The sequence below is a fragment of the Orlajensenia leifsoniae genome (assembly GCF_004570845.1).
Taxonomy (GTDB): Bacteria; Actinomycetota; Actinomycetes; order Actinomycetales; family Microbacteriaceae; genus Orlajensenia; species Orlajensenia leifsoniae.
The window spans coordinates 1-19579 of record NZ_SPQZ01000010.1 but is presented as its reverse complement, the minus strand read 5'-3'; the positions used below and the strand labels follow the sequence as shown (position 1 = coordinate 19579).

Annotated in this window: 17 protein-coding genes and 1 tRNA gene; 1 reads left to right on the top strand and 17 read right to left on the bottom strand. The window is 69.2% G+C overall.

Translation table 11 applies throughout. The features are described from left to right. Positions 1 to 56 precede the first annotated feature (56 nt). From E4M00_RS17270 to E4M00_RS17205, 14 genes are all read right to left on the bottom strand, one after another. Positions 57 to 1421 (bottom strand): D-arabinono-1,4-lactone oxidase, encoded by a 1365-nt coding sequence (locus E4M00_RS17270; protein WP_135121721.1) that lies wholly within the window; start codon positions 1419 to 1421, stop codon positions 57 to 59. Then, positions 1418 to 2695, bottom strand: coding sequence for an amino acid deaminase/aldolase (locus E4M00_RS17265; RefSeq protein WP_135121720.1), 1278 nt, complete (start codon positions 2693 to 2695; stop codon positions 1418 to 1420). Before E4M00_RS17265 ends, E4M00_RS17270 begins: the two co-directional genes overlap by 4 nt. Continuing rightward, the gene (locus E4M00_RS17260) at positions 2695 to 3957 is read right to left on the bottom strand and encodes an MFS transporter (protein WP_135121719.1); all 1263 of its coding nucleotides are present in this window, start codon (positions 3955 to 3957) and stop codon (positions 2695 to 2697) included. Before E4M00_RS17260 ends, E4M00_RS17265 begins: the two co-directional genes overlap by 1 nt. Further along, positions 3954 to 4550: a TetR/AcrR family transcriptional regulator gene (locus tag E4M00_RS17255; protein ID WP_135121718.1), complete on the bottom strand. Its 597-nt coding sequence runs from the start codon at positions 4548 to 4550 to the stop codon at positions 3954 to 3956. Before E4M00_RS17255 ends, E4M00_RS17260 begins: the two co-directional genes overlap by 4 nt. A 144-nt stretch (positions 4551 to 4694) precedes the next feature. Beyond that, entirely contained in the window at positions 4695 to 5090 is a 396-nt protein-coding gene (locus tag E4M00_RS17250) for a type II toxin-antitoxin system VapC family toxin (protein WP_135121717.1), read from the bottom strand. A 59-nt stretch (positions 5091 to 5149) separates the two neighbouring features. Then, a tRNA-Leu gene (locus tag E4M00_RS17245) sits at positions 5150 to 5223 on the bottom strand. 89 nt (positions 5224 to 5312) lie between these two features. Continuing rightward, positions 5313 to 6806 (bottom strand): NAD(P)/FAD-dependent oxidoreductase, encoded by a 1494-nt coding sequence (locus tag E4M00_RS17240; protein WP_135121716.1) that lies wholly within the window; start codon positions 6804 to 6806, stop codon positions 5313 to 5315. A 40-nt stretch (positions 6807 to 6846) separates the two neighbouring features. Next, entirely contained in the window at positions 6847 to 8121 is a 1275-nt protein-coding gene (locus E4M00_RS17235; protein WP_240037266.1) for a S8 family peptidase, read from the bottom strand. After that, the gene (locus E4M00_RS17230) at positions 8118 to 8651 is read right to left on the bottom strand and encodes a DUF501 domain-containing protein (protein WP_135121715.1); all 534 of its coding nucleotides are present in this window, start codon (positions 8649 to 8651) and stop codon (positions 8118 to 8120) included. Before E4M00_RS17230 ends, E4M00_RS17235 begins: the two co-directional genes overlap by 4 nt. After that, positions 8648 to 9151, bottom strand: coding sequence for an FtsB family cell division protein (locus E4M00_RS17225; protein ID WP_135121714.1), 504 nt, complete (start codon positions 9149 to 9151; stop codon positions 8648 to 8650). The genes E4M00_RS17230 and E4M00_RS17225 overlap by 4 nt, the downstream gene beginning before the upstream one ends. A gap of 23 nt (positions 9152 to 9174) precedes the next feature. After that, entirely contained in the window at positions 9175 to 10455 is a 1281-nt protein-coding gene (gene eno / locus E4M00_RS17220; protein ID WP_135121713.1) for a phosphopyruvate hydratase, read from the bottom strand. Between the two features lie 123 nt (positions 10456 to 10578). Then, the gene (hisS, locus tag E4M00_RS17215; RefSeq protein WP_135121712.1) at positions 10579 to 11841 is read right to left on the bottom strand and encodes a histidine--tRNA ligase; all 1263 of its coding nucleotides are present in this window, start codon (positions 11839 to 11841) and stop codon (positions 10579 to 10581) included. A gap of 117 nt (positions 11842 to 11958) precedes the next feature. Further along, positions 11959 to 12492 carry a ferritin gene (locus tag E4M00_RS17210; protein ID WP_135121711.1) on the bottom strand — a complete coding sequence of 178 codons (534 nt, stop codon included), beginning with the start codon at positions 12490 to 12492 and terminating at the stop codon, positions 11959 to 11961. Positions 12493 to 12570: 78 nt separating this feature from the next. Further along, the gene (locus tag E4M00_RS17205) at positions 12571 to 13245 is read right to left on the bottom strand and encodes a nucleoside triphosphate pyrophosphohydrolase (RefSeq protein WP_135121710.1); all 675 of its coding nucleotides are present in this window, start codon (positions 13243 to 13245) and stop codon (positions 12571 to 12573) included. A gap of 135 nt (positions 13246 to 13380) precedes the next feature. On the opposite strand from E4M00_RS17205, the gene E4M00_RS17200 reads away from it, so the two are divergent. Further along, positions 13381 to 14643: a Na+/H+ antiporter NhaA gene (locus E4M00_RS17200; RefSeq protein WP_135121709.1), complete on the top strand. Its 1263-nt coding sequence runs from the start codon at positions 13381 to 13383 to the stop codon at positions 14641 to 14643. On the opposite strand, the gene mfd is transcribed toward E4M00_RS17200, so the two are convergent. From mfd to E4M00_RS17185, 3 genes are all read right to left on the bottom strand, one after another. After that, positions 14567 to 18217: a transcription-repair coupling factor gene (mfd, locus tag E4M00_RS17195; RefSeq protein WP_135121708.1), complete on the bottom strand. Its 3651-nt coding sequence runs from the start codon at positions 18215 to 18217 to the stop codon at positions 14567 to 14569. The genes E4M00_RS17200 and mfd overlap by 77 nt on opposite strands. A 288-nt stretch (positions 18218 to 18505) precedes the next feature. Continuing rightward, positions 18506 to 19090 (bottom strand): aminoacyl-tRNA hydrolase, encoded by a 585-nt coding sequence (gene pth / locus E4M00_RS17190; RefSeq protein WP_135121707.1) that lies wholly within the window; start codon positions 19088 to 19090, stop codon positions 18506 to 18508. A 41-nt stretch (positions 19091 to 19131) separates the two neighbouring features. Continuing rightward, positions 19132 to 19579, bottom strand: a 448-nt coding sequence (locus E4M00_RS17185) for a 50S ribosomal protein L25 (protein ID WP_135121706.1), incomplete at its 5' end; no start/stop codon positions are given.

The window sequence follows — 19579 nt, the reverse complement described above, 5'->3', positions numbered from 1 at the left end:
GAGGGGGTTAATCGAGATCTGCTCAGTTTGCACGGAAAGCCCGGTCACGACTCGTTTCAGCCCGAGTGGTGAGCGAACTCCGCACCCCCCGGACTGGGACGTCCCGGCGCAACTCCCAGAACACGGTCGAGATAGGGGTTGGCGAACATCCTTGCGGGATCGAGCCTGTCGCGGAGCGCCACGAAGTCGTCGAAACGCGGATACATCGTCGCGAGTTCCGCGGCCTCCAGATCGTGCATCTTGCCCCAGTGCGGGCGGCCGTCGTGCGCGCGCATGATCGCCTCGACCGCGCTGAAGTAGGGGCGCTGGTCCTCTCGGTAGTAGCGGTGCACGGCGATGTAGCCCGTGTCGCGACCGGATGCCGTCGAGAGCCAGAGGTCGTCGGCTGCGGCGGAGCGCACCTCGAGGGGGAACGACACCCGCCAGTCATTGCGGTCGATGAGCTGTCGGACCTCGCGCATGGCCGAGGGCACTGCTTCCCTCGGCAGGGCGTACTCCATCTCCCGGAAGCGCACGGTGCGATTCGTGACGAACACCGAGGGGGCGGCATCCGTGAAGTCCCGATTGCCCGAGAACCTCTCCGCCAGGCGCGCGGTGGCGGGCACTGTGCCCGGGAACGAGGTGCCGAGGGCGCAGAGCATCCTGTAGGCGCCGTTCGCGACGAGCTCGTCGTCGACGAAGCGTGAGAACCTGCCGAGCGGCTTCAGCGGCGCGTCGGCCGGCAGCCGGGTGTTCGTCTTGGTGAGGGCGGTGGCCGTGTGCGGGAACCAGTAGAACTCGAAGTGATCGGCGGACTCGCTGCGCTCGAGGTAGTCCTCGAGCACGCCCTCGAGCGGCTCGGGACGCTCGACGGCATGAAGCGCGAAGGCCGGGACGAGCTGCAGGGTCACATCGACGACGACGCCCAGGGCGCCGAGTCCGAGAGCGGCGGCGCCGAGCAGTTCCGGGTTCTCCGTCTCGCTGACGCGGAGGAGTTCGCCGGATGCCGTCACGAGGGTGAGCGCGCGGATCTGCGTGGCGATGCCGCCGAAGCGCCCGCCCGTCCCGTGCGTGCCCGTCGATGTCGCGCCCAGGATGGACTGCCGATCGATGTCGCCCATGTTCGTCATGCCCAGGCCATGGGGCGCGAGCAGCCGCGGCAGCTGGTGCAACCGGGTGCCTGCAGCGAAGGTCACACGCTGTCGCTCGGCATCGACGTCGATGATGCCGCTGAGATCGGTGAGGTCGAGCTGCACCCCGGGTGCGACGGCGATGCCGGTGAAGGAGTGGCCCGCTCCGACGGGCTTGAGGCGCATGCCCGTCCGCGCCGCAGCCTCGACCGCGCGCTGCACGGCTCCCGTCGTCGCGGGTCGCTCGACCCGTGCCGGACGCACGGACTCCGTCCGGGCCCAGTTGCGCCACACGGCGCCGGTCGCACTCACAGGAAGGCCTTCCCTTCTCCACGGTAGGTGGGGGTGGTGCCCACGACGGTGTCGCCGTCGACGAGGGCGTAGTCGTTCAGGTGCTCGGCGAGCTCCCCCGACTTGGTGTGCCGCATCCAGACCCTGTCGCCTGGCCGGAGGGTACGGGCTGCGCGTCCGGTGACCGGGGTCTGCACCTCGCCGGCCGACTCCCGCGGCGCCAGCGAGAGCCCGGCAGGCCAGACGATCTTCGGCAGGCGATCGGGTGCCGGAGGGCCTGAGGCGATCCAGCCGCCGCCCAGGATCGTCGCGGTGTCCGGTGCCGGGCGCCGCACGATCGACATCGCGAACGACGCCGCCGGCGCCGGCGTGAACCGGCTGTAGTTGTCGAACAGGTGGCCGCCGAAGATGCCGCTGCCCGCTCCGATCTCGGTGACCGAGCCGTCCTCGTGCGTCGACTCGAGCGAGCCCGTGCCGCCGCCGTTGACGAACTCGAGGTCGGCGATGCGTCGCACCGCTGCGACCGCCGCGGCCCGTCGGGCGTGCAGCTCCTCGATGGACTGCGACTGCATCCAGCGCTTCACGGCTCCGTCGAGAGGCTTGCCGACGGGCCGGTCGCCGACGCCGGCGATCTGCGCCTCGTAGGCCATCATGCCGACGAGGGTGAAGCCGGGGCGGCCCTCGATGTACTGCGCGAGCGAGGCGGCGGCATCCGCGTCGTGCACGGGCGAGCGCAGCACGCCGATGTGCCCGAGCACTGCGGAGTTCCACGATGCGTCGAGTTCGAGGCAGACGCGGATGTTCTCACGCAGTGCCGGGGGAAGCACGGCGTCGACCACGTCGAGCTGTGCCGGCGAATCGACCATGATCGTCACGCGGGCGGCCAGCTCGGGTGAGGTGGCGAGGTGACGGATCGCTGCGCGATCGACCGTGGGGTAGCCGACGACGACGTCGTCGACGGTCTCGGCGAGCCAGAGGGCCTCGGCGAGCGTGTAGCCGAGCACTCCCCTGTATCCGGGGAGCTGCAGCAGTTCCTCGATGACGCTGCGCACCCGGATGGACTTGCTCGCCACGCGGATGGGCGTGCCGCCGGCCCGGCGAAGCATGTCGTGCGCGTTGTGCCGCAGGGCGTCGAGGCTCAGCACGCCGAACGGCGGGTCGAGTTCGGCGGTGGCACGGTCGAGGCTCGACCAGAACGGCCCGGTCTCCAGCCACGGCTGAGCCTCGGGGATGCGGTCGAGTCCGAGGAGCGTTGCGCCTTGGGCCGCGTCGGCGGCGTTCTGCACGGCGGGCATCAGCGCACGCTCTTCACGCGCGTGACCGCGACGGCGCCGAGGGCCGCGCAGACGGCGGCCACGAGGAACAGTCCCGTGAAGCCGCCCATCATGGCGACGAGGCCGGCTCCGATCAGCGGGGCGATGGCCTGGGGGACGGCCGAGGCGATGTTCATGATTCCGAGGTCCTTTCCGCGGTGCTCGGGGTCGGGGAGCACCTGGGTGGCGAGAGCCTGGTCGACCGAGAGGAAGCATCCGTAGCCCAGGCCCAGAAGGCCGGCCGCGACCATGGCGACGGTGAAGTCGGGGAAGAAGGCGAGCAGTACTGCGGCGACGGCCTGCAGGGCCGAGGCGACGATGACGAAGAGCTTGCGGCGGGCGAGCTTGTCGGAGAGCCGGCCGAGCACGAGCGCGGCCAGGATGACGAACACCATGTACACCGCGGTGAGCATGAGCAGGTCATCCTCGGCGTCCTCTCGCTTCAGGCCGAACATGAGGAAGTAGAGCAGCAGGGTGGTGCCGAAGGCGTTGCCGAAGTTGACCAGGATGCGTCCGAGCAGGGTCCAGCCGAAGTCGGGGTGCTCGCGCGGGCTGATCCAGAGGCTTCCGACGACCCCGCGGGCGCTGACGCGTTCACGCTGCTCCACGGCGAGGACGGCATCCGGTCGCATCAGGAAGGGGATGGTGAAGACGAGAAGCAGCACGGCGACGAGGGTGTAGCCGGCGAACACGCCGAGGGCGAGCAGGGTGACGAGCAGGATTCCGAGGATGGTACCGACGGCCTGAGGGGCCGAGAGCCAGCCCGACACGTAGCCGCGCTGGTCGACGGGAACGCGGTCGGAGATGGTGGCGGTGAGCGCTGCCGTCATCACGCAGAAGCCCGACAGCGCCAGCACCCAGAAGATGCCGATGCCCACCATGCTGTGCTGCAGGCCGAGCAGCACCAGCGAGACGGCGAAGCCCAGCGCTCCGCCGGCGATCCAGGGGCGGCGGCGGCCGAAGCGCGAGGTGGTGCGGTCGGAAAGGGCACCGGTGAGCGGGTACACGATCACGGCGAAGAGGCCGGCGATGCCGGAGATGATGCCGAACGCGACGACGCTGTCGATCCAGTTCTGCGGATGCAGCTCCTCATCGATCTGTTGCGGGAGGAGCAGCTGAATCGGCGTGAGCTGCGCCATCCAGATGCCGAGCCAGGCCGCGCCGAACGCCGCGATCCAGGCGCCCGTCACCCGCTGGGTCGGTTCACTGAAGACGGCCGGTTGCGCTGTCGAGGTCGTGGTCATCGTGTGTGCGCCATTCCTGCGACCAGTGCGGCCGCATTGTCGATGAGGTGACCGGCGGCCGTGTCGTCACGGTCCACGAGCCACGCCAGGGTGAGACCGTCGGTGAGCGCGACCAGCAGGCGCGCGACCTCGTCGACGGGGCGTGTCCATTCGCTGCCGGTGTGCTCGGCGGCGAAAGTCAGTGCTGCAGCGGCGAGGGCGTGGTAGCCCTCGTACTGCTGGCGTGCAAGGTGCTGCATGTCGGGGGTTCGGAGGGCGTACAGGGCGAGCTCGTTGACGGCCTGCTCGCGTTCCGGGTCGGCGCGCAGCAGGTCGAAGTACCGCTGCAGGCCGGCGCGGGCGACATCCTCGAGCGAGCCGATCTCGATCCCATCGGGCAGGATGGCTCCGCGTTCCTCGGCGATGACCCAGCGCACGACCTCGGCCATGAGCTCGTCATGGGAGGTGAAGGCGTAGTGGAAGCTCGCGAGCGACATCCCGGCCTCCGCGACGATCGCCCGGGTGGTCGCGGCGGAGACTCCCCCACGCCCGATGACCTGCACTGCAGCCAGCACGAGCGCGACGCGGCGCTCTGATGCGGGGATGCGGGGCATGGCGACTCCTCACACGACAACGGGCAACAAGTGGGACGATCGACCCACTCGGAGGCGATGACTCAGTATGCACCATGACGGCGGATGCGCACGCACGTGTCGCGTGCGTCGTGATCGGGTCGTGATCGGGTCGTGATGCCGGGCTCAGAGCAGTTCGTCGACCGGCGCCACCCGCACGATGCCGGCCACGGCCTCCGCCAGCGCCGCATCGAGCGTCACGAAGGCGTCGGCCTGCAGCTGCGTGACGGCGATGTACTCGGCCGTGTAGGTGTCGGCCCACCTCAGCTCTTCCGCGATGCGCCACGCGTTGGCCTGGAGCACGCGGTCGCCGAGCAGCCGCATCCGCAGCCCTCGCAGGTGGTCGAGGCTGGCTGAGGCGTCCTTCCGGCTGAGTTCCCCGCGTGCGACGGCCTCGTACAGGAGGGTGAGCACCTGGGAGCGCAGCAGCGCCGGCGCGACGAGCTGGTGGTCGGCCGAGACGACGGCACGCTCGGCCGCGAGATGGAGGGCGACATCCGGTCCGATCGCGAAACGTGTCATGGGTGGCATCCTGACACGCACGCTCAAGGCTCGCATCCGGCGCTCAGGAGGACGACCGGTGCTCCCGCAGGGACTCGAACCCTGACTGAAGCGATTTTAAGTCGCCTGCCTCTGCCGATTGGGCTACGGGAGCTGGTGGTGTTCCGTGGCCAACCTACAAGAAACGCCCCGCCCGTCCTTCGATGCGACGAAGAACGGGCGGGGCGACTCGTGTGGTGACTGCTACTTCGCGGGTGCTGGCTCGACGGATGCCGTCGGCTCGGCGGCGGGCTCGGCGGCCTCGCCGGCAGGTGCCGCCGGAGCGGCCTTCGCGGCAGCAGGCTTGCGCTTGACCGGAGCCTTCTTGGCGGGAGCGGCGGCGGGGGCCGGAGCCTCGATCGGAGCAGCTGCTGCCGGGGGCTTCGGACGAGCGGCGAACTCCTCGAAGACGGCGCGCGGGTGCTGCAGGGCCTCGATGGCGGCGATGTCGCGGCCGAGGAAGAAGTTGGCGACCCAGCCACCGACGACGCGGAGCTTGCGCTCCCAGCTCGGCATGGCGAGTCCGTGGTAGCCGCGGTGGGCGATCCAGGCCGGGAAGCCCTTGATCGCGAGCTTGCCCGACTGGAACACGCCGATGCCGATGCCGAGGCCGGCGACAGCTCCGAGGTTCTTGTGCTTGTACTCCTTGGGACCCTCGCCTCGCAGAACTGCGACGAGGTTCTTCGCGAGCAGCTTGCCCTGGCGAACGGCGTGCTGGGCGTTCGGCACGCAGTAGCCGCCGACGCCGCCGCCGGAGAGGTCGGGGACCGCCGAGACGTCGCCGGCGCCCCAGGCACCTTCGATCCACTCGTCCTCGGTTCCGACGCGGAGGTCGGCACGCACCTTGAGGCGGCCGCGCTCCTCGATCGGGAGGTCGGTGTTGCGCACGATGGTGGGGTTGGCCATGACGCCGGCGGTCCAGACGATGAGGTCGGACTCGAACGACTCACCCGTGGAAAGCTCGATCTTCCCGTCGACGGCGCTGGCGAGCTGCGTGTCGAGGTGGATCTGCGCACCGCGCTGGTCGAGGTTCTTGATGACCCAGTAGCTGGTCTCGAGCGACACCTCGGGCATGATGCGTCCCATGGCCTCGATGAGGTGGAAGTGCGTGTCCTCGAAGGAGATCGTGGGGTACTTCGGGATGAGGGCGCTCGCGAGCGAACGCAGCTCGGCGAAGATCTCGATGCCGGCGAAGCCGCCGCCGACCACCGTGAAGGTGAGCAGGCGGTCGCGCTCGGGACCGGCCGGGAGCATCGATGCCTTGTCGAAGTTGGTCAGCACGCGCTGGTGGATCGCTGCCGCCTCCTCGATCGTCTTCAGGCCGATGGCGTTGTCTGCGATGCCCGGGATCGGGAAGGTGCGCGAGACGGCGCCGGCGGTGACCACGATGATGTCGTAGTCGAGCTGGTACGGCTCGCCCGCGATGGGCTCGATCGTGACCTGCTTGTCGGCGTGGTTGATGTTGGTGACCTTGGCCGCGAGGATCGTCGTCTTCTTGAGGTGACGACGGTGGGAGACCACGGCGTGACGGGGCTCGATGGACCCTGCAGCCACCTCGGGGAGGAACGGCTGGTACGTCATGTAGGGCAGCGGGTCGACGATCGTGACCTCGGCTTCGCCCTTGCGCAGCTGCTTCTCGAGTTTCCAGGCGGTGTAGAACCCGGCGTAGCCTCCGCCGACGATCAGAATTCTGGGCACAGTGGAACGGTCTCCTACATGATCACGTTGGTGCGGACCGTCACTGTTTTCGCAACGACCGCTTGATATGCCGTGTGGCGCCGATGCCCAGCAGCACAGCAAGACTACCAAACCCTGCGAGCACGGCGAACGGCACGGTCAGATAGCGCAGAGTCCACGCGCTGGTCATGAACGACTGCTCGTCGGCCTCGACCTCGGGCGCCGGGTCGGGCACCGGGGTCGTCGGCGTGAGGGTGGGCGCCGTGGTCTCCGCAGCAGGTGGCTGCGCCCGACGGTGGATGCGGATCCAGTCGGTGAGCTGCGCCTCGGGGGTCGTGGTCGCCGGTTCGACGATGGCCGTGAGAGCTGCGGATGCGTCGATGAGCCCGTTGCCGTAGATGGGGCTCGGCACCTCATGACCGTTCGGGTTCGCCGTGGCGATCACGCGGTTGATCGCATCCGCCGCATTCAGGTCGGGGTACGCGCTGCGCACGAGGGCGAGCAGGCCGGAGACCAGCGGAGTGGCCCCGCTCGTGCCGTTCCACGACACATAGCCGCCGCCCGGAACCACGCCGACGAGCTGCTCGCTGGGGGCTGCGACAGAGATGGTGATGCCCTGCGAGGAGGCGTCGAAGCTGGCCTCCTTGTTGCGGTCGACGCCGGCGACCACCACGACGCCGGGGATGGTGGCCGGGGCGCCGACCTGTGACGTGCCTCCGCCACGGTTGCCGGCGGCCGCCACGACGATGACGTCGTGCTGGAACGCGTAGAGGAACGCGTCGTCCCAGCTCTGCGGCCAGTCCAAGGTGTTGCGGGTGAGCGACATGTTGATGATCGAGGCGCCGTTGTCGACCGCCCACCGCACCGCCTCCGCGATCTGGTCGTCCGTCGAGATCTTCGACTTGCTGTCGCTGCCGAAGGCGACGGAGACGCTCAACAGTTGCGCCTCGGGGGCGACTCCGAGAACGCCGTTGCCCTCCCCCGTACCGCGACCCGCGAGGAGCGACGCCACCTGGGTGCCGTGCGAGTCGTCGTCGCCGACGGGCTTCTGCCCGTTCGCCGACCCGATGCCCGAGACATCCGCTCCCCCGACGACGACGCCCTTCAGCTCGGCGACGGAGCCGTCGATGCCGGTGTCGATGACGGCGACCTTCACCCCGGCGCCCTTGCTGGTCGTCCACGCCTGCGTGAAGCCGTAGTCGTTGAGCCAGTACTCGAGGTCGCGCACGGGGTCGGCGTGGGCCGCCGTCGCGTCGAGCGCGATGGGGCTCGCACCGAGGAGGGCCACTGCGACGATCAGCGCCCCCGCCGCCGTGCGCCTCAGTCGTCGTCTCACTCGTCGCCGATCTCGTCGATTCCGGGGTAGTCGACGCACGCGCACACCGACGGGCTCCACACCGACTGGGCGAGGGCGAGATCGCCGATCGGATTCACGCCCGGGCCCGCCGCGAGAGCGTGTCCGGCCAGGGCGTGCAGGCACTTGACCCGCTCGGGCATGCCGCCGGCCGAGAAGTTCGCGATCTCGGGAACGACGAGGATCGACTCCCGGTCGGACAGGTACGAGGCGTGTGCCTTCTCATAGGCGGCCTTCACCTCGGCATCCTCGGCCAGGAGGTCCTGGAACTCGGCCATGACGTGCGCCGCCTCGAGGTAGGACATGGCGGCAGTGGCCGCAGGATGCGACAGGTAGTACAGCGTGGGGAACGGCGTGCCGTCATCCAGCCGCGGCGCTGTGGCGACCACTGTCGGCGCACCGCAGACGCAGCGTGCGGCAACCCCGATGACGCTACGAACGGGACGGCCGAGCTGGGCCGAGAGGATGGCGATGTCGCGCTTCGACGGCAGGTCGAACGGCGGCGTGGTCATTTCGTGGATCCTTCCGGGGCGACGGGCGCGAGGCCCGCGGCCATCGTCGACGCGAACAGCGACTGCATCCAGTCGGACTTCGTGGCCTGCACCTCGGTGGACACCGGGGCCGGCTCGGCCGCTGCGGCGGCAGCAGGCAGGTCGTTGATGACGAGGAAGCTGACCTCCCCCGGCATGACGTAGGCGAGGCGCTCCCGTGCCTGGGTGGTGATGAACGTCTTGTCGTTCCAGCGCTCCCGCTCGGCCGTCAGGGATTCGACCTCGCTCTTCTCGGCCGCGACGGCCTGCTGCAGTGCTGCGATCTGTTGGCGTTGCGCCACCCACGACTGCGCCGCTGGAGCGAGCACGATGACGGCGAGCACGGCGAGGCCCATCATGATGAGCGAGAAGCCCGAGAAACGCAGACCGCGCATCCAGCCGCCCGCCGCCGATTCACGGCGGAGGGCGACGGGGATGCGCGTCGACTGCTGGTTCAGAGTTCCATCAGGAGAGGTCGGCATGTGCCCCTCCTCCGTTCGTCGACTCAGACCGTGAAGCGGGGGAACGCGCTGCGTCCGGCGTAGACGGCGGCGTCGCCCAGCTCCTCTTCGATCCTCAGAAGCTGATTGTACTTAGCGACGCGCTCGCTTCGGGCAGGCGCTCCGGTCTTGATCTGGCCGCAGTCGGTCGCGACGGCGAGGTCGGCGATCGTGGTGTCCTCGGTCTCGCCCGAGCGGTGCGACAGGATGGCCGTGTAGCCGGCGCGCTGCGCGAGGGCGACGGCGTCGAGGGTCTCGGTGAGGGTACCGATCTGGTTCACCTTGACGAGGATCGAGTTGGCCGTCTTCAGCTTCAGGCCCTTGGCGAGACGCTCCGGGTTGGTCACGAACAGGTCGTCTCCGACGATCTGCACCTTGTGTCCGAGCTGCTCGGTGAGGAGGGTGTAGCCATCCCAGTCCTCCTCCTCCAGCGGGTCCTCGATGGAGACGAGCGGGTACGCATCGACGAGCTCGGCGTAGTAGGCGACGATCTCGGTCGACGAGAGCTGCTTGCCCTCGAAGTGGTAGGCGCCGTCCTTGTAGAACTCGGTGGCCGCGCAGTCGAGGGCGAGGGCGATGTCCTTGCCGGGAACGTAGCCCGCGATCTGGATGGCTTCGACGATGAGGTCGAGCGCGGCGCGGTTGCTGGGCAGGTTGGGAGCGAACCCGCCCTCGTCGCCGAGGCCCGTGGCCAGGCCCTTCGACTTCAGCAGGCCCTTGAGGGCGTGGTAGGTCTCGACGCCCCAGCGCAGGCCCTCGCTGAAGGACTCGGCACCGAGCGGGACGATCATGAACTCCTGGATGTCCACGTCGTTGTCGGCGTGCGATCCGCCGTTGATGATGTTCATGAGCGGAACGGGCAGGGTGTGCGCGTTCGGGCCGCCGAGGTAGCGAAACAGCGGAAGGTCGAGCGAGTCGGCCGAGGCCTTCGCCACGGCGAGGCTCGCGCCGAGGAGCGCGTTGGCGCCCAGGCGGCTCTTGTTCTCGGTGCCGTCGAGGGCGATGAGGGCGCCGTCGATGAGGCGCTGCTCGGTGGACTCCATGTCCTCGATCTCGTCGGAGATCTCGCCGATCACGGCGTCGACGGCCTTGAGCACGCCCTTGCCGCCGTAGCGGGCCTTGTCGCCGTCGCGCAGTTCGTACGCCTCGAAGGCGCCCGTGGAGGCACCGGACGGAACGCCGGCGCGAGCCACCGTGCCATCGTCCAGCAGAACCTCGACCTCAACGGTCGGGTTGCCACGGGAATCAAGAATTTCGCGAGCGCCTACAGCCTCGATGAGAGCCACAACTATCTCCTTTGGAACCGGGTGTGTTTTGAACGAGAACGTCGTTGTTCCTCGCTGGTCAGTCTAGGGCGCGGCCCAGGGGCGCGCATTCCGAGCGGCGGGGGCGCACCCGTCGAGCTGCCGTCAGGCCCCGATCGTCTTGAACTCGAGAGCGGCGGCATCCGTGTCGCCTGAAGCGACGAAGGCGTACCGGGTGAAGCCGTCGGCTTCGGCGCGCTCGAGCAGGGCGCGCACGTTCTTGCTGCGCTTGGCCAGTCGCACGCGGGCGCCGGATGCCACGAGCGAGCCCTTGAGCCCCACCAGGGCGGCGGGCTCGGCATCCTTGTCGTGCACGAGCAGCACGGCGTCGGCACGGCCCGCCACATCGGTGTCGAGCAGGTCGACGATGCGCTCGAAGCCGATCGAGAAGCCGCAGGCGGGAACGTCGGTTCCGAGGAAGCGGCCGATCATCCCGTCGTAGCGCCCTCCCCCGCCGAGCGAGTAGGTGAGCTCGGGGTGCGAGATCTCGAAGATGGTGCCGGTGTAGTAACCCATACCGCGCACGAGGGTCGGATCGAAGTCGAGCTCGATGCCCGTGACGGCCGCGCGAATGGCCTGGAGCTCGGCGTAGACGTCGAGGTCGAGCCACGCAGGAGGCGGCAGCGTTCCATCGTGCAGGTGCCAGCCGGCGTTCTCGATCGAGGAGAGGGTGTCTGCGACCCCTTCGGTGTCGATGCCGAGCGATCCGAGCTCGTCCACGACGCCGGAGACGCCGATCTTGTCGAGCTTGTCGATCGTGATGAGGGCGCGCTCGTGCTGCTCGGCCGGAACGCTCCAGGTCTCGAGCAGGCGGGTCAGGATGCGTCGGTCGTTGATGCGGATGCGGCATCCGTCGAGACCGAGGGCTCCGATCGCGGCAGCCGTGGCCGTGATCAGCTCGATCTCGGCGAGCGCGCCGGCCTCGCCGATGATGTCGATGTCGCACTGGAGGAACTGGCGGAAGCGGCCCTTCTGCGGGCGCTCGGCTCGCCAGACCGGAGCGATCTGGATGGCACGGAAGACGGCGGGGAGCTCGGACCGGTGGCTGGCGTAGAAGCGTGCCAGCGGCACCGTGAGGTCGAAGCGCAGCCCGAGGTCGGCAAGGCCGAGCGCATCGTCGGCCTCTGCCGCCGCCGCGAGCATCTCGGTGGTGATCCCCCGGCGCATCACGGCGAAGGCGAGCTTCTCGTTGTCTCCGCCGAGGCCGGAGTGCAGGTAGGCGGCGTCCTCCATGACCGGCGTCTCGATCTCGTCGAAGCCGTGCTGGGCGTAGGCGCCGCGGATGACTCCGAGGGCGTGCTCGCGGCGGGCCTTGTCGGCCGGGAGGAAGTCGCGCATGCCGCGGGGCGGGGTCACAGTCTGAGCCATGCGTCCATTCTTCCAGTTCCGGGGGTGCTCGCTGGAAAGCGAGGAACGTCGCGCCGAGACGCCCTGAAAAGACGCCCGGAAGGTGGGATTCGACGGAAGGTTCCTCGCTTTCCGGTCTTAGAGCGCTCCGCCCGCAGCCGCCGGCGCGTCGGCCTCGAGGCCCCCGTCGCCGATGGCCTCGCGGGCGACGAAGTTCTCCAGGTCGAACAGATTGTCTCCGGCGCGCTGGGCGACGGTGAGCAGGGTCGACATGGAGGCGACCTCCTCGACCTGCTCCTTGAGGAACCAGAGCATCGCCTGCTCGCCGATGGCATCGCCGTCGGCCCGCGCCGCCCGGAACAGCGCCTCGATCTGGGTGGTGACCTGCTTCTCCTGGGCGAGCGCCAAGGCGATCGGCTCGACGACCGAGGCGAAGGCGGTCTGCGGTGCATCGACGCCCGGGATCGTCACGCCGAGGTCACGGTCGAGCCGGTACTGCACCAGCATCATGGCGTGGTTGCGCTCCTCGAGCGACTGTCGGTAGAAGTGGCGCGCAAGCTGCGGGAGGTCGTGGTCGTCGAACCAGACGGCGATCGCGATGTACTGCTGCGACGCCGAGAACTCGTTCCCGATCTGGGCCGTCAGGAGGTCGTTGAAGCTCTGCTCAGTCATGGCTCCGACGTTAGCGGCGGCATCCGGGCCGCCGCTAGGCAGGACAGGCTGCCCTGAGCCCCTGGTGCGCCGGTGCGGCTAGAGCGCCTCGGCCGCCACGCCCGCAGCCGCGGCCTCGGCGGCACGCACGTCGTCTCCGAGCGAACGGATGGCGGCCCGCAGCGCGCGTTCGGGGTCGAGGTCCTTCGCGCGGGCGTTGGCGACGAGAGCGAGCAGGTGGGCGCCGAGGGCTGCTTCGTCGTCGAGGTCGACAGCCGCCGCCAGAGCGGCATCGGTGCGCTCGACACCGACCTTCGCGGCCTTGCCGAGGGTCTTGTCGGCGAGTGCCAGCGCGGGCATCCCCTGCGGTACCCCGTCGAGCACGCTGGTGCGGTGCGGCTTCTCCTCGGCCTTGAGGTCGTCCCAGAAGGCGACGACGTCGTCGGCCGTCGACGCCTCGCGATCGCCGAAGACATGCGGATGCCGCCCGATCATCTTCGCGTTCATGTGGGCGGCGACATCCTGGATGTCGAAGTCCTCCCCTGCCGTGTGCGCGGCGATGTCGGCGTGGAACAGCACCTGGTAGAGCACGTCGCCGAGTTCCTCGATCATCTCGGAGCGGTCGCCGGCCTCGATCGCGTCGATGAGCTCATGGCTCTCCTCGACGAGGTAGCGCACGAGGGACTCGTGGGTCTGGTCGGCATCCCAGGGGCAGCCGCCGGGGGCGCGCAACAGGGCGACTGTGGCGATGAGGCCGTCGAGTTCGCTGGTCATGCCTTCATGCTAGGCGGCTCTCTCGCCGTCGGCGGAAGCCCGTCGCTAGACTGGCCGCGGTGCGCCGGGAAGTCTGGTCGGCGGGCGGCGGTGCCGCTCTGAGCGCAGCAGAACGACCCTCGAGGAGCCCAGCCGATGACCATCCAGCACACCGACGACCACCGCACGTCGCCCTTCAGGTCCGAGCGGGTGGCGGCCGGTCTCCTGCTCCTCGCCGCCGTGCTGGGCCTGGTCGTGGCGAACGTGGTCATCGGGCCCGCAGTCCTCGATTTCATGGGCGCGCACATCATGATCGAGGCCATCGCCTTCGACATCTCCGTGAGCCACTTCGCGAGCGACGGCCTCCTCGCCGTCTTCTTCTTCATCGTCGCCGTCGAGCTCCGTCGCGAGCTGGTGATCGGCGAGCTGAACTCGCTATCCAAGGCCGCGCTGCCCGCCATCGCCGCCATCGGCGGGGTCGTGGTTCCGGCGCTCGTCTACCTGCTGTTCACGGCCGGGACGAATGTGGTCGACGGATGGCCCATCCCGACGGCGACCGACATCGCCTTCGCGCTCGGGGTGCTCGCCATCTTCGGATCGGCACTGCCGACGCGGGTCAGGGTCTTCCTGATGGCACTGGCGGTGCTCGACGACCTGGTGGCCATCCTCATCATCGCCTTCTTCTTCACGACAGGCGTGCAGTTCGCCTCCATCGGCTTCGCCGCCATCGCCATCACGGCATTCGGCGCGCTGAGTCGCCTGCTCCGCCCGCGCTCCCCGTGGCTGCTCTCACGGCGTGCGCAATGGCCGATCATCGTCACGATGATCGTGCTCGCCGTCGCGGCGTGGTTCTTCACCTACCAGTCGGGGGTCCATGCCACCATCGCCGGCGTGGCGCTCGGGTTCGTGATCAGCCGTCGCCCGGGCGGCCGCGCCGTGCACGCGATAGAACCGTGGTCGAACGGAATCATCCTGCCCGTCTTCGCCTTCTCGGCGGCCCTCGTGGTGATCCCGTCTGTCGCCCCGAGCGAGCTGAGCCCGGCGTTCTGGGGCATCCTCGTGGCGCTGCCCGTCGGCAAGCTCATCGGAATCACCGTGGCCGGCGTGCTGGGCGGCGTGATCTTCCGGCGGCGCTCGGGGGGCCTCGCGATCGCCGATCTGATCCCGGTGGCGGCCCTGGGCGGCATCGGATTCACGGTCTCGCTGCTCATGAACGAGCTGGCCTTCAGGGGCGACAGGGGGATCGCCGACGAGGGCGTGCTCGCCGTGCTGCTCGGCTCGGCCATCGCTATCGTGATCGCAGCGGTCCTGGTGAGCCTGCGTGCCAGGCACTACAAGCGCATCAGCCCGCCGGCGTCTCGGCGGCCTCAGGCTTCTCCGCGACCGGAGCCGGGAAGATCGCCGTCAGCAACTGCGTGACCCACGCGATGAGTTCGGCGTCCTCCAGCGGCTGGCCGTGCTTGTCGGGAAGCGGCACCGACAGCACGCCGGTCTGGGTGAAGTAGCGCGAGCCCGGATACATGCGCTGCAGGCGCACCTGGATCGAGTCGGGCAGGGTTCCCGGCCCCACGCGGAGGTTCGACCCCATGGCGACGACCTCGCCGAGGCTCGCCCGCTGGGCCTGCCGACGGAGTCGTGACACGGCGATGAGCGTGAGCACGGCCTGTGGCGGCTCGCCGTAGCGGTCGGTGAGCTCCTCGAGCACGCTGTCGATCTGCCCGTCCTTCGCGGCTGGGGAACTCGCCGTCGAGAGCTTCTGGTACGCCTCGAGGCGCAGGCGCTCGCTGTCGACGTAGTCCTCGGGGATGTGCGCGTCGACGGGGAGCTCCAGCCGAAGCTCGGTCTGGCCCTCGGCGACGTCGCCGCGGAAGGTCGAGACCGCCTCGCCGATCATGCGCAGGTAGAGGTCGAAGCCGACCCCGGCGATGTGGCCGGCCTGCTCGCCGCCGAGCAGGTTGCCGGCTCCGCGGATCTCGAGGTCTTTCAACGCCACCTGCATGCCCGAGCCGAGCTCGTTGTTGGCCGCGATGGTCGACAGCCTGTCGTGGGCGGTCTCGCTGAGCGGCGTGTTCTCGTCGTAGAGGAAGTAGGCGTACGCGCGCTCCCGGCCACGGCCGACGCGACCGCGCAGCTGGTGGAGCTGGCTGAGGCCGTACTTGTCGGCCCTGTCGATGATGATCGTGTTCGCGTTGGCGATGTCGAGACCGGTCTCGATGATCGTGGTCGAGACGAGCACGTCGAACTTGCGCTCCCAGAAGTCCACGACGATCTGCTCGAGCACGCTCTCGGGGAGCTTGCCATGGGCCACGGCGATGCGTGCCTCGGGCACGAGCTCGGCCAGCTGGGCCGCCACGCGGTTGATGCTCGACACCCTGTTGTGCACGAAGAACACCTGGCCCTCGCGCAGCATCTCGCGGCGGATGGCCGCGGTCACCTGCTTCTCGGAGTAGGGACCGACGAAGGTGAGGATCGGATGCCGGTCCTCGGGCGCCGTGGCCAGCGTCGACATCTCCCTGATGCCCGTGACGGCCATCTCCAGCGTGCGCGGGATCGGGGTGGCACTCATGGCGAGGAAGTCGACGTTGGTGCGCAGCTTCTTGAGCTTGTCCTTGTGCTCGACGCCGAAGCGCTGCTCCTCGTCGATGATCACGAGCCCGAGGTCCTTGAAGATGACGCCGTCGGCGAGCAGGCGGTGGGTTCCGATCACGACGTCGACGGTGCCATCCGTCAGTCCGGCGAGGGTCTCGCGCGCCTCCTTGTCGGTCTGGAAGCGGCTGAGGGCCTTGAGGTGCACGGGGAAGCCGGCGAAGCGCTCCTGGAAGGTCTCGACGTGCTGCTTCACGAGCAGGGTCGTCGGCACCAGCATGGCGACCTGCTTGCCGTCCTGGACGGCCTTGAACGCCGCGCGCACGGCCACCTCGGTCTTGCCGAAGCCCACGTCGCCCGAGAGCAGGCGGTCCATCGGGATGGGCCGCTCCATGTCGGCCTTCACCTCGTCGATGGTCTGCAGCTGGTCGGGCGTCTCGGCGTAGGGGAAGGCCTCCTCGAGCTCGCGCTGCCACGGGGTGTCGGGACCGAAGGCGTGCCCACGCGACGCCATGCGCGCCGAGTAGAGCTTTACCAGTTCGACGGCGATGTCGCGGACGGCCTTGCGGGCCTTGCTCTTGGCGTTCGACCAGTCGCTGCCGCCCATCTTCGACAGGGCGGGCGCCTCTCCCCCGACGTAGCGGGTGAGCAGGTCGAGCTGGTCTGTGGGAACGAAGAGCTTGTCGGCGGGCTGACCGCGCTTCGACGACGCGTACTCGAGCACGAGGTACTCGCGCACGATCGTGGGCTGCTGGGCGATGCCTGCTGTACGGCTGGGTCCCGTCGGGCGGGCTCCGGATGCCACCGTGCGCTGTGTCATGTCGACGAAGCGGCCGATGCCGTGGGTCTGGTGCACGACGTAGTCGCCCGGCTTCAGCTGCAGCGGGTCGACGACGTTCTTGCGCCGGCTCGCGAGCTTCTTGATCTGGCGCGAGTCGTAGCCGGCGGTGCGGCCGTAGAACTCGCCCTCGCTGAGCACGCCGATCTTCGCCGACGGCACCTCGAAGCCGCGGGAGACGCCGGCCTGCAGCAGATAGGCGACGCCGGGCTCGGGGTTCTCGGGGAACTCCTCGGCGACCCTGCCTGCGAAGCCGCGGTCGGCCAGCACGTCGCGGGCGCGCTCGACCAGGCCGTGTCCGGCGGCGACGATGGCCATCGACCAGCCGTCGGTGAGTCGCGCACCGACATGCTCCAGCGCACCCTCGACGTTCCCGGCGAAGCTGGGCACGGCGTCTGCAGCCACGCGGATGTAGTCGAACAGCTCGGCGTCGCCTGCATCGAAAGCCGAGAAGGTCCACCACGGGTGATCGGGCGCCTTCTCACCGGGCGCGGCGAACCGCACGGAGTCGCGCAGCTCGGCCAGCGACAGGAAGTCGCCGGAGTCGAGGTCGATCGGGGCCTCGGCGCCGGCGGTCGCGGCACTCCAGGCCGCCGCGAGGAACTCGCGGTTCGTCTCGGCGAGGCTCTGGGCTCGACCGCTCACGCGTTCCGGCCCGACGACGGCGACGACGGCGTCGGCCGGCAGGTAGTGGGTCACCGGCACCAGGCGGTCGACGAGAGCGGGGGCCAGTGACTCCATGCCCTCGACGGGAATGCCCTCGGCGATCTTCTCCAGCATCTGCGAGAGGCTCGGGAACTCGTGCCTCATCTCGCGGGCACGCTGGCGCACCGAATCGCTGAGGAGCATCTCGCGACTGGGCATGAGGCTGACGGATGCCACGGGCTCGGGAAGCGAGCGCTGGTCGGCCACCGAGAAGGCCCGGAGCTGATCGATCTCGTCGCCGAAGAAGTCGACGCGATAGGCGTGGTCGGCCACGGGAGGGAAGACATCGAGGATGCCGCCGCGCACGGCGAACTCGCCTCGACGGGTCACCATGTCGACGCGCGTGTAGGCGAGGTCGACGAGCTCGCCGGCGAGGGCGGAGAGGTCGTAGCCCCTTCCACCCTGGGCGAGCACGACGGCGGGCCGGTCGGCCAGGTTGTCGGCGATGGGCTGGAGCGCCGCACGCACGGAGGCGACGACGATGAGGGGCGCGCGCGTTGCGGCATCCGCCTCGCTCCACTCCCTCAGTGTGCGCAGGGCCTCGATGCGGCGGCCGACGATCTCGGCGCTGGGGCTGAGGCGCTCGTGCGGGAGCGTCTCCCACGCGGGGAAGTCGAGCACGGTGGCACCGGGGGCATAGGCGGCGATGCTCGCCTCGAGCGCCTCGGCCTCACGGCTCGTCGCCGTGATCACGAAGGCGGCCTGGGCGCCGCGCTCGGTGGCGCGACGATCGAGGAGGCCGGCGAGCAGCGGTGCGTTCAGCCCCTCGGGGAGCGAGAAGTCGGCGTCGCGGTTCGCCTGCGCGAGGGCCGATTCGATGGTGGAGGCGCGCTCGAGCGCGGTCAACAAGCCCTGGAGCATCACCGTACGAGTCTACGGCCGCCCGCCGACACACCTGTCGCGCCCACCCCCCGGACGGGCATCACCCGGATGGGCATCACCCGATCTGGGAGGCGCAGAGCTGCGATGCCCTTCCCTAGGGTCGAAGACGCCGGAGTCCCCTACGACTCGGGCGGGCCGGAGTCCCCTACGACGAAGGCGCAATGTCAGTCGTCGAAGTACACGCAGTGCCCTCGCAGAGTCCCGGCTCCCTGGAGCCGGGACTCACTGCGTCCGGCGGTACCTGCGGCGCAAGGTTCAGGCCGGGGCGGCTCAGGCCGGTGAGTGGAAGCGCATCTGGGCCGAGGCGAGGCCGTCGGTGACGATGTGCTCTGCGGCGTCGGCGGCATCCGTCAGAAGATTCGGCAGCACCTTCTTCTCGGTCGAGGAGAAGTCGTGCAGCACGAAGTCGGCGGCGTCCTGCCGGCCGGGAGGGCGCCCGACACCCACGCGCACGCGGGTGAAGTCGGGGGTGCCGATGGCGGCGATGATGTCGCGCAGGCCGTTGTGGCCGCCGTGGCCGCCGCCCTGCTTGAGCTTGACGGTGTCGAACGGGACGTCGAGTTCATCGTGGATCACGATGAGCCGCGAGGCGTCGAGCGAGTAGAACTTCAGCAGGGCGGCCACGGGCTTGCCCGAGAGGTTCATGAAGGTTCCAGGCTTCGCCAGGATGAGCTTCGGACCGCCGGGCCGCAGGCGCCCCTCGGCGACGAGGGCATTGGCCTTGTGCGTCTTGAACGACGCCGAGATGCGGCCGGCGAGCTCGTCGAGCACCATCTGCCCCACATTGTGCCTGTTGCCGGAGTAGCCGGGCCCGGGATTGCCGAGCCCGGCTACCAGCCAGGTGTTCTCGTCCACGTCGTGAACGTTCTGTCGTGAACGGAAGAGACCGAGAATGACTACTCGGCAGCCTCGGCTGCGGCAGCGGCCTCGGCGTCAGCCTCTTCCTCTTCCACACCCTCGCCGCGACCGGCGGCGGGCACGTGCACGTTGATGACGAGCGTCTCGGGGTCACTGATGAGCGAGGCGCCCTTGGGCAGCTCGACGTCCTTCGCGAAGATCTGAGCGCCCTCTTCGAGGCCCTCGATGTCGACGACGACGTTCTCGGGGATGTGGGTCGCCTCGGCCTCGAGCAGGAGGGTCTTGGCGTCGAGGTCGGCGATGGTGCCGGAGAAGCTCTCACCGGTCACGTGCACGGGAACCTCGATCTGGACCTTCTCGCCCTTGCGGATGACGATGAGGTCGAGGTGCTCGATGATCTGGCGGACCGGGTCCTTCTGCACGTCCTTGACGAGCACGAGCTCGGTCTTGCCGTCGATGTCGAGCTCGAGCAGGGCGTTGGCCTTG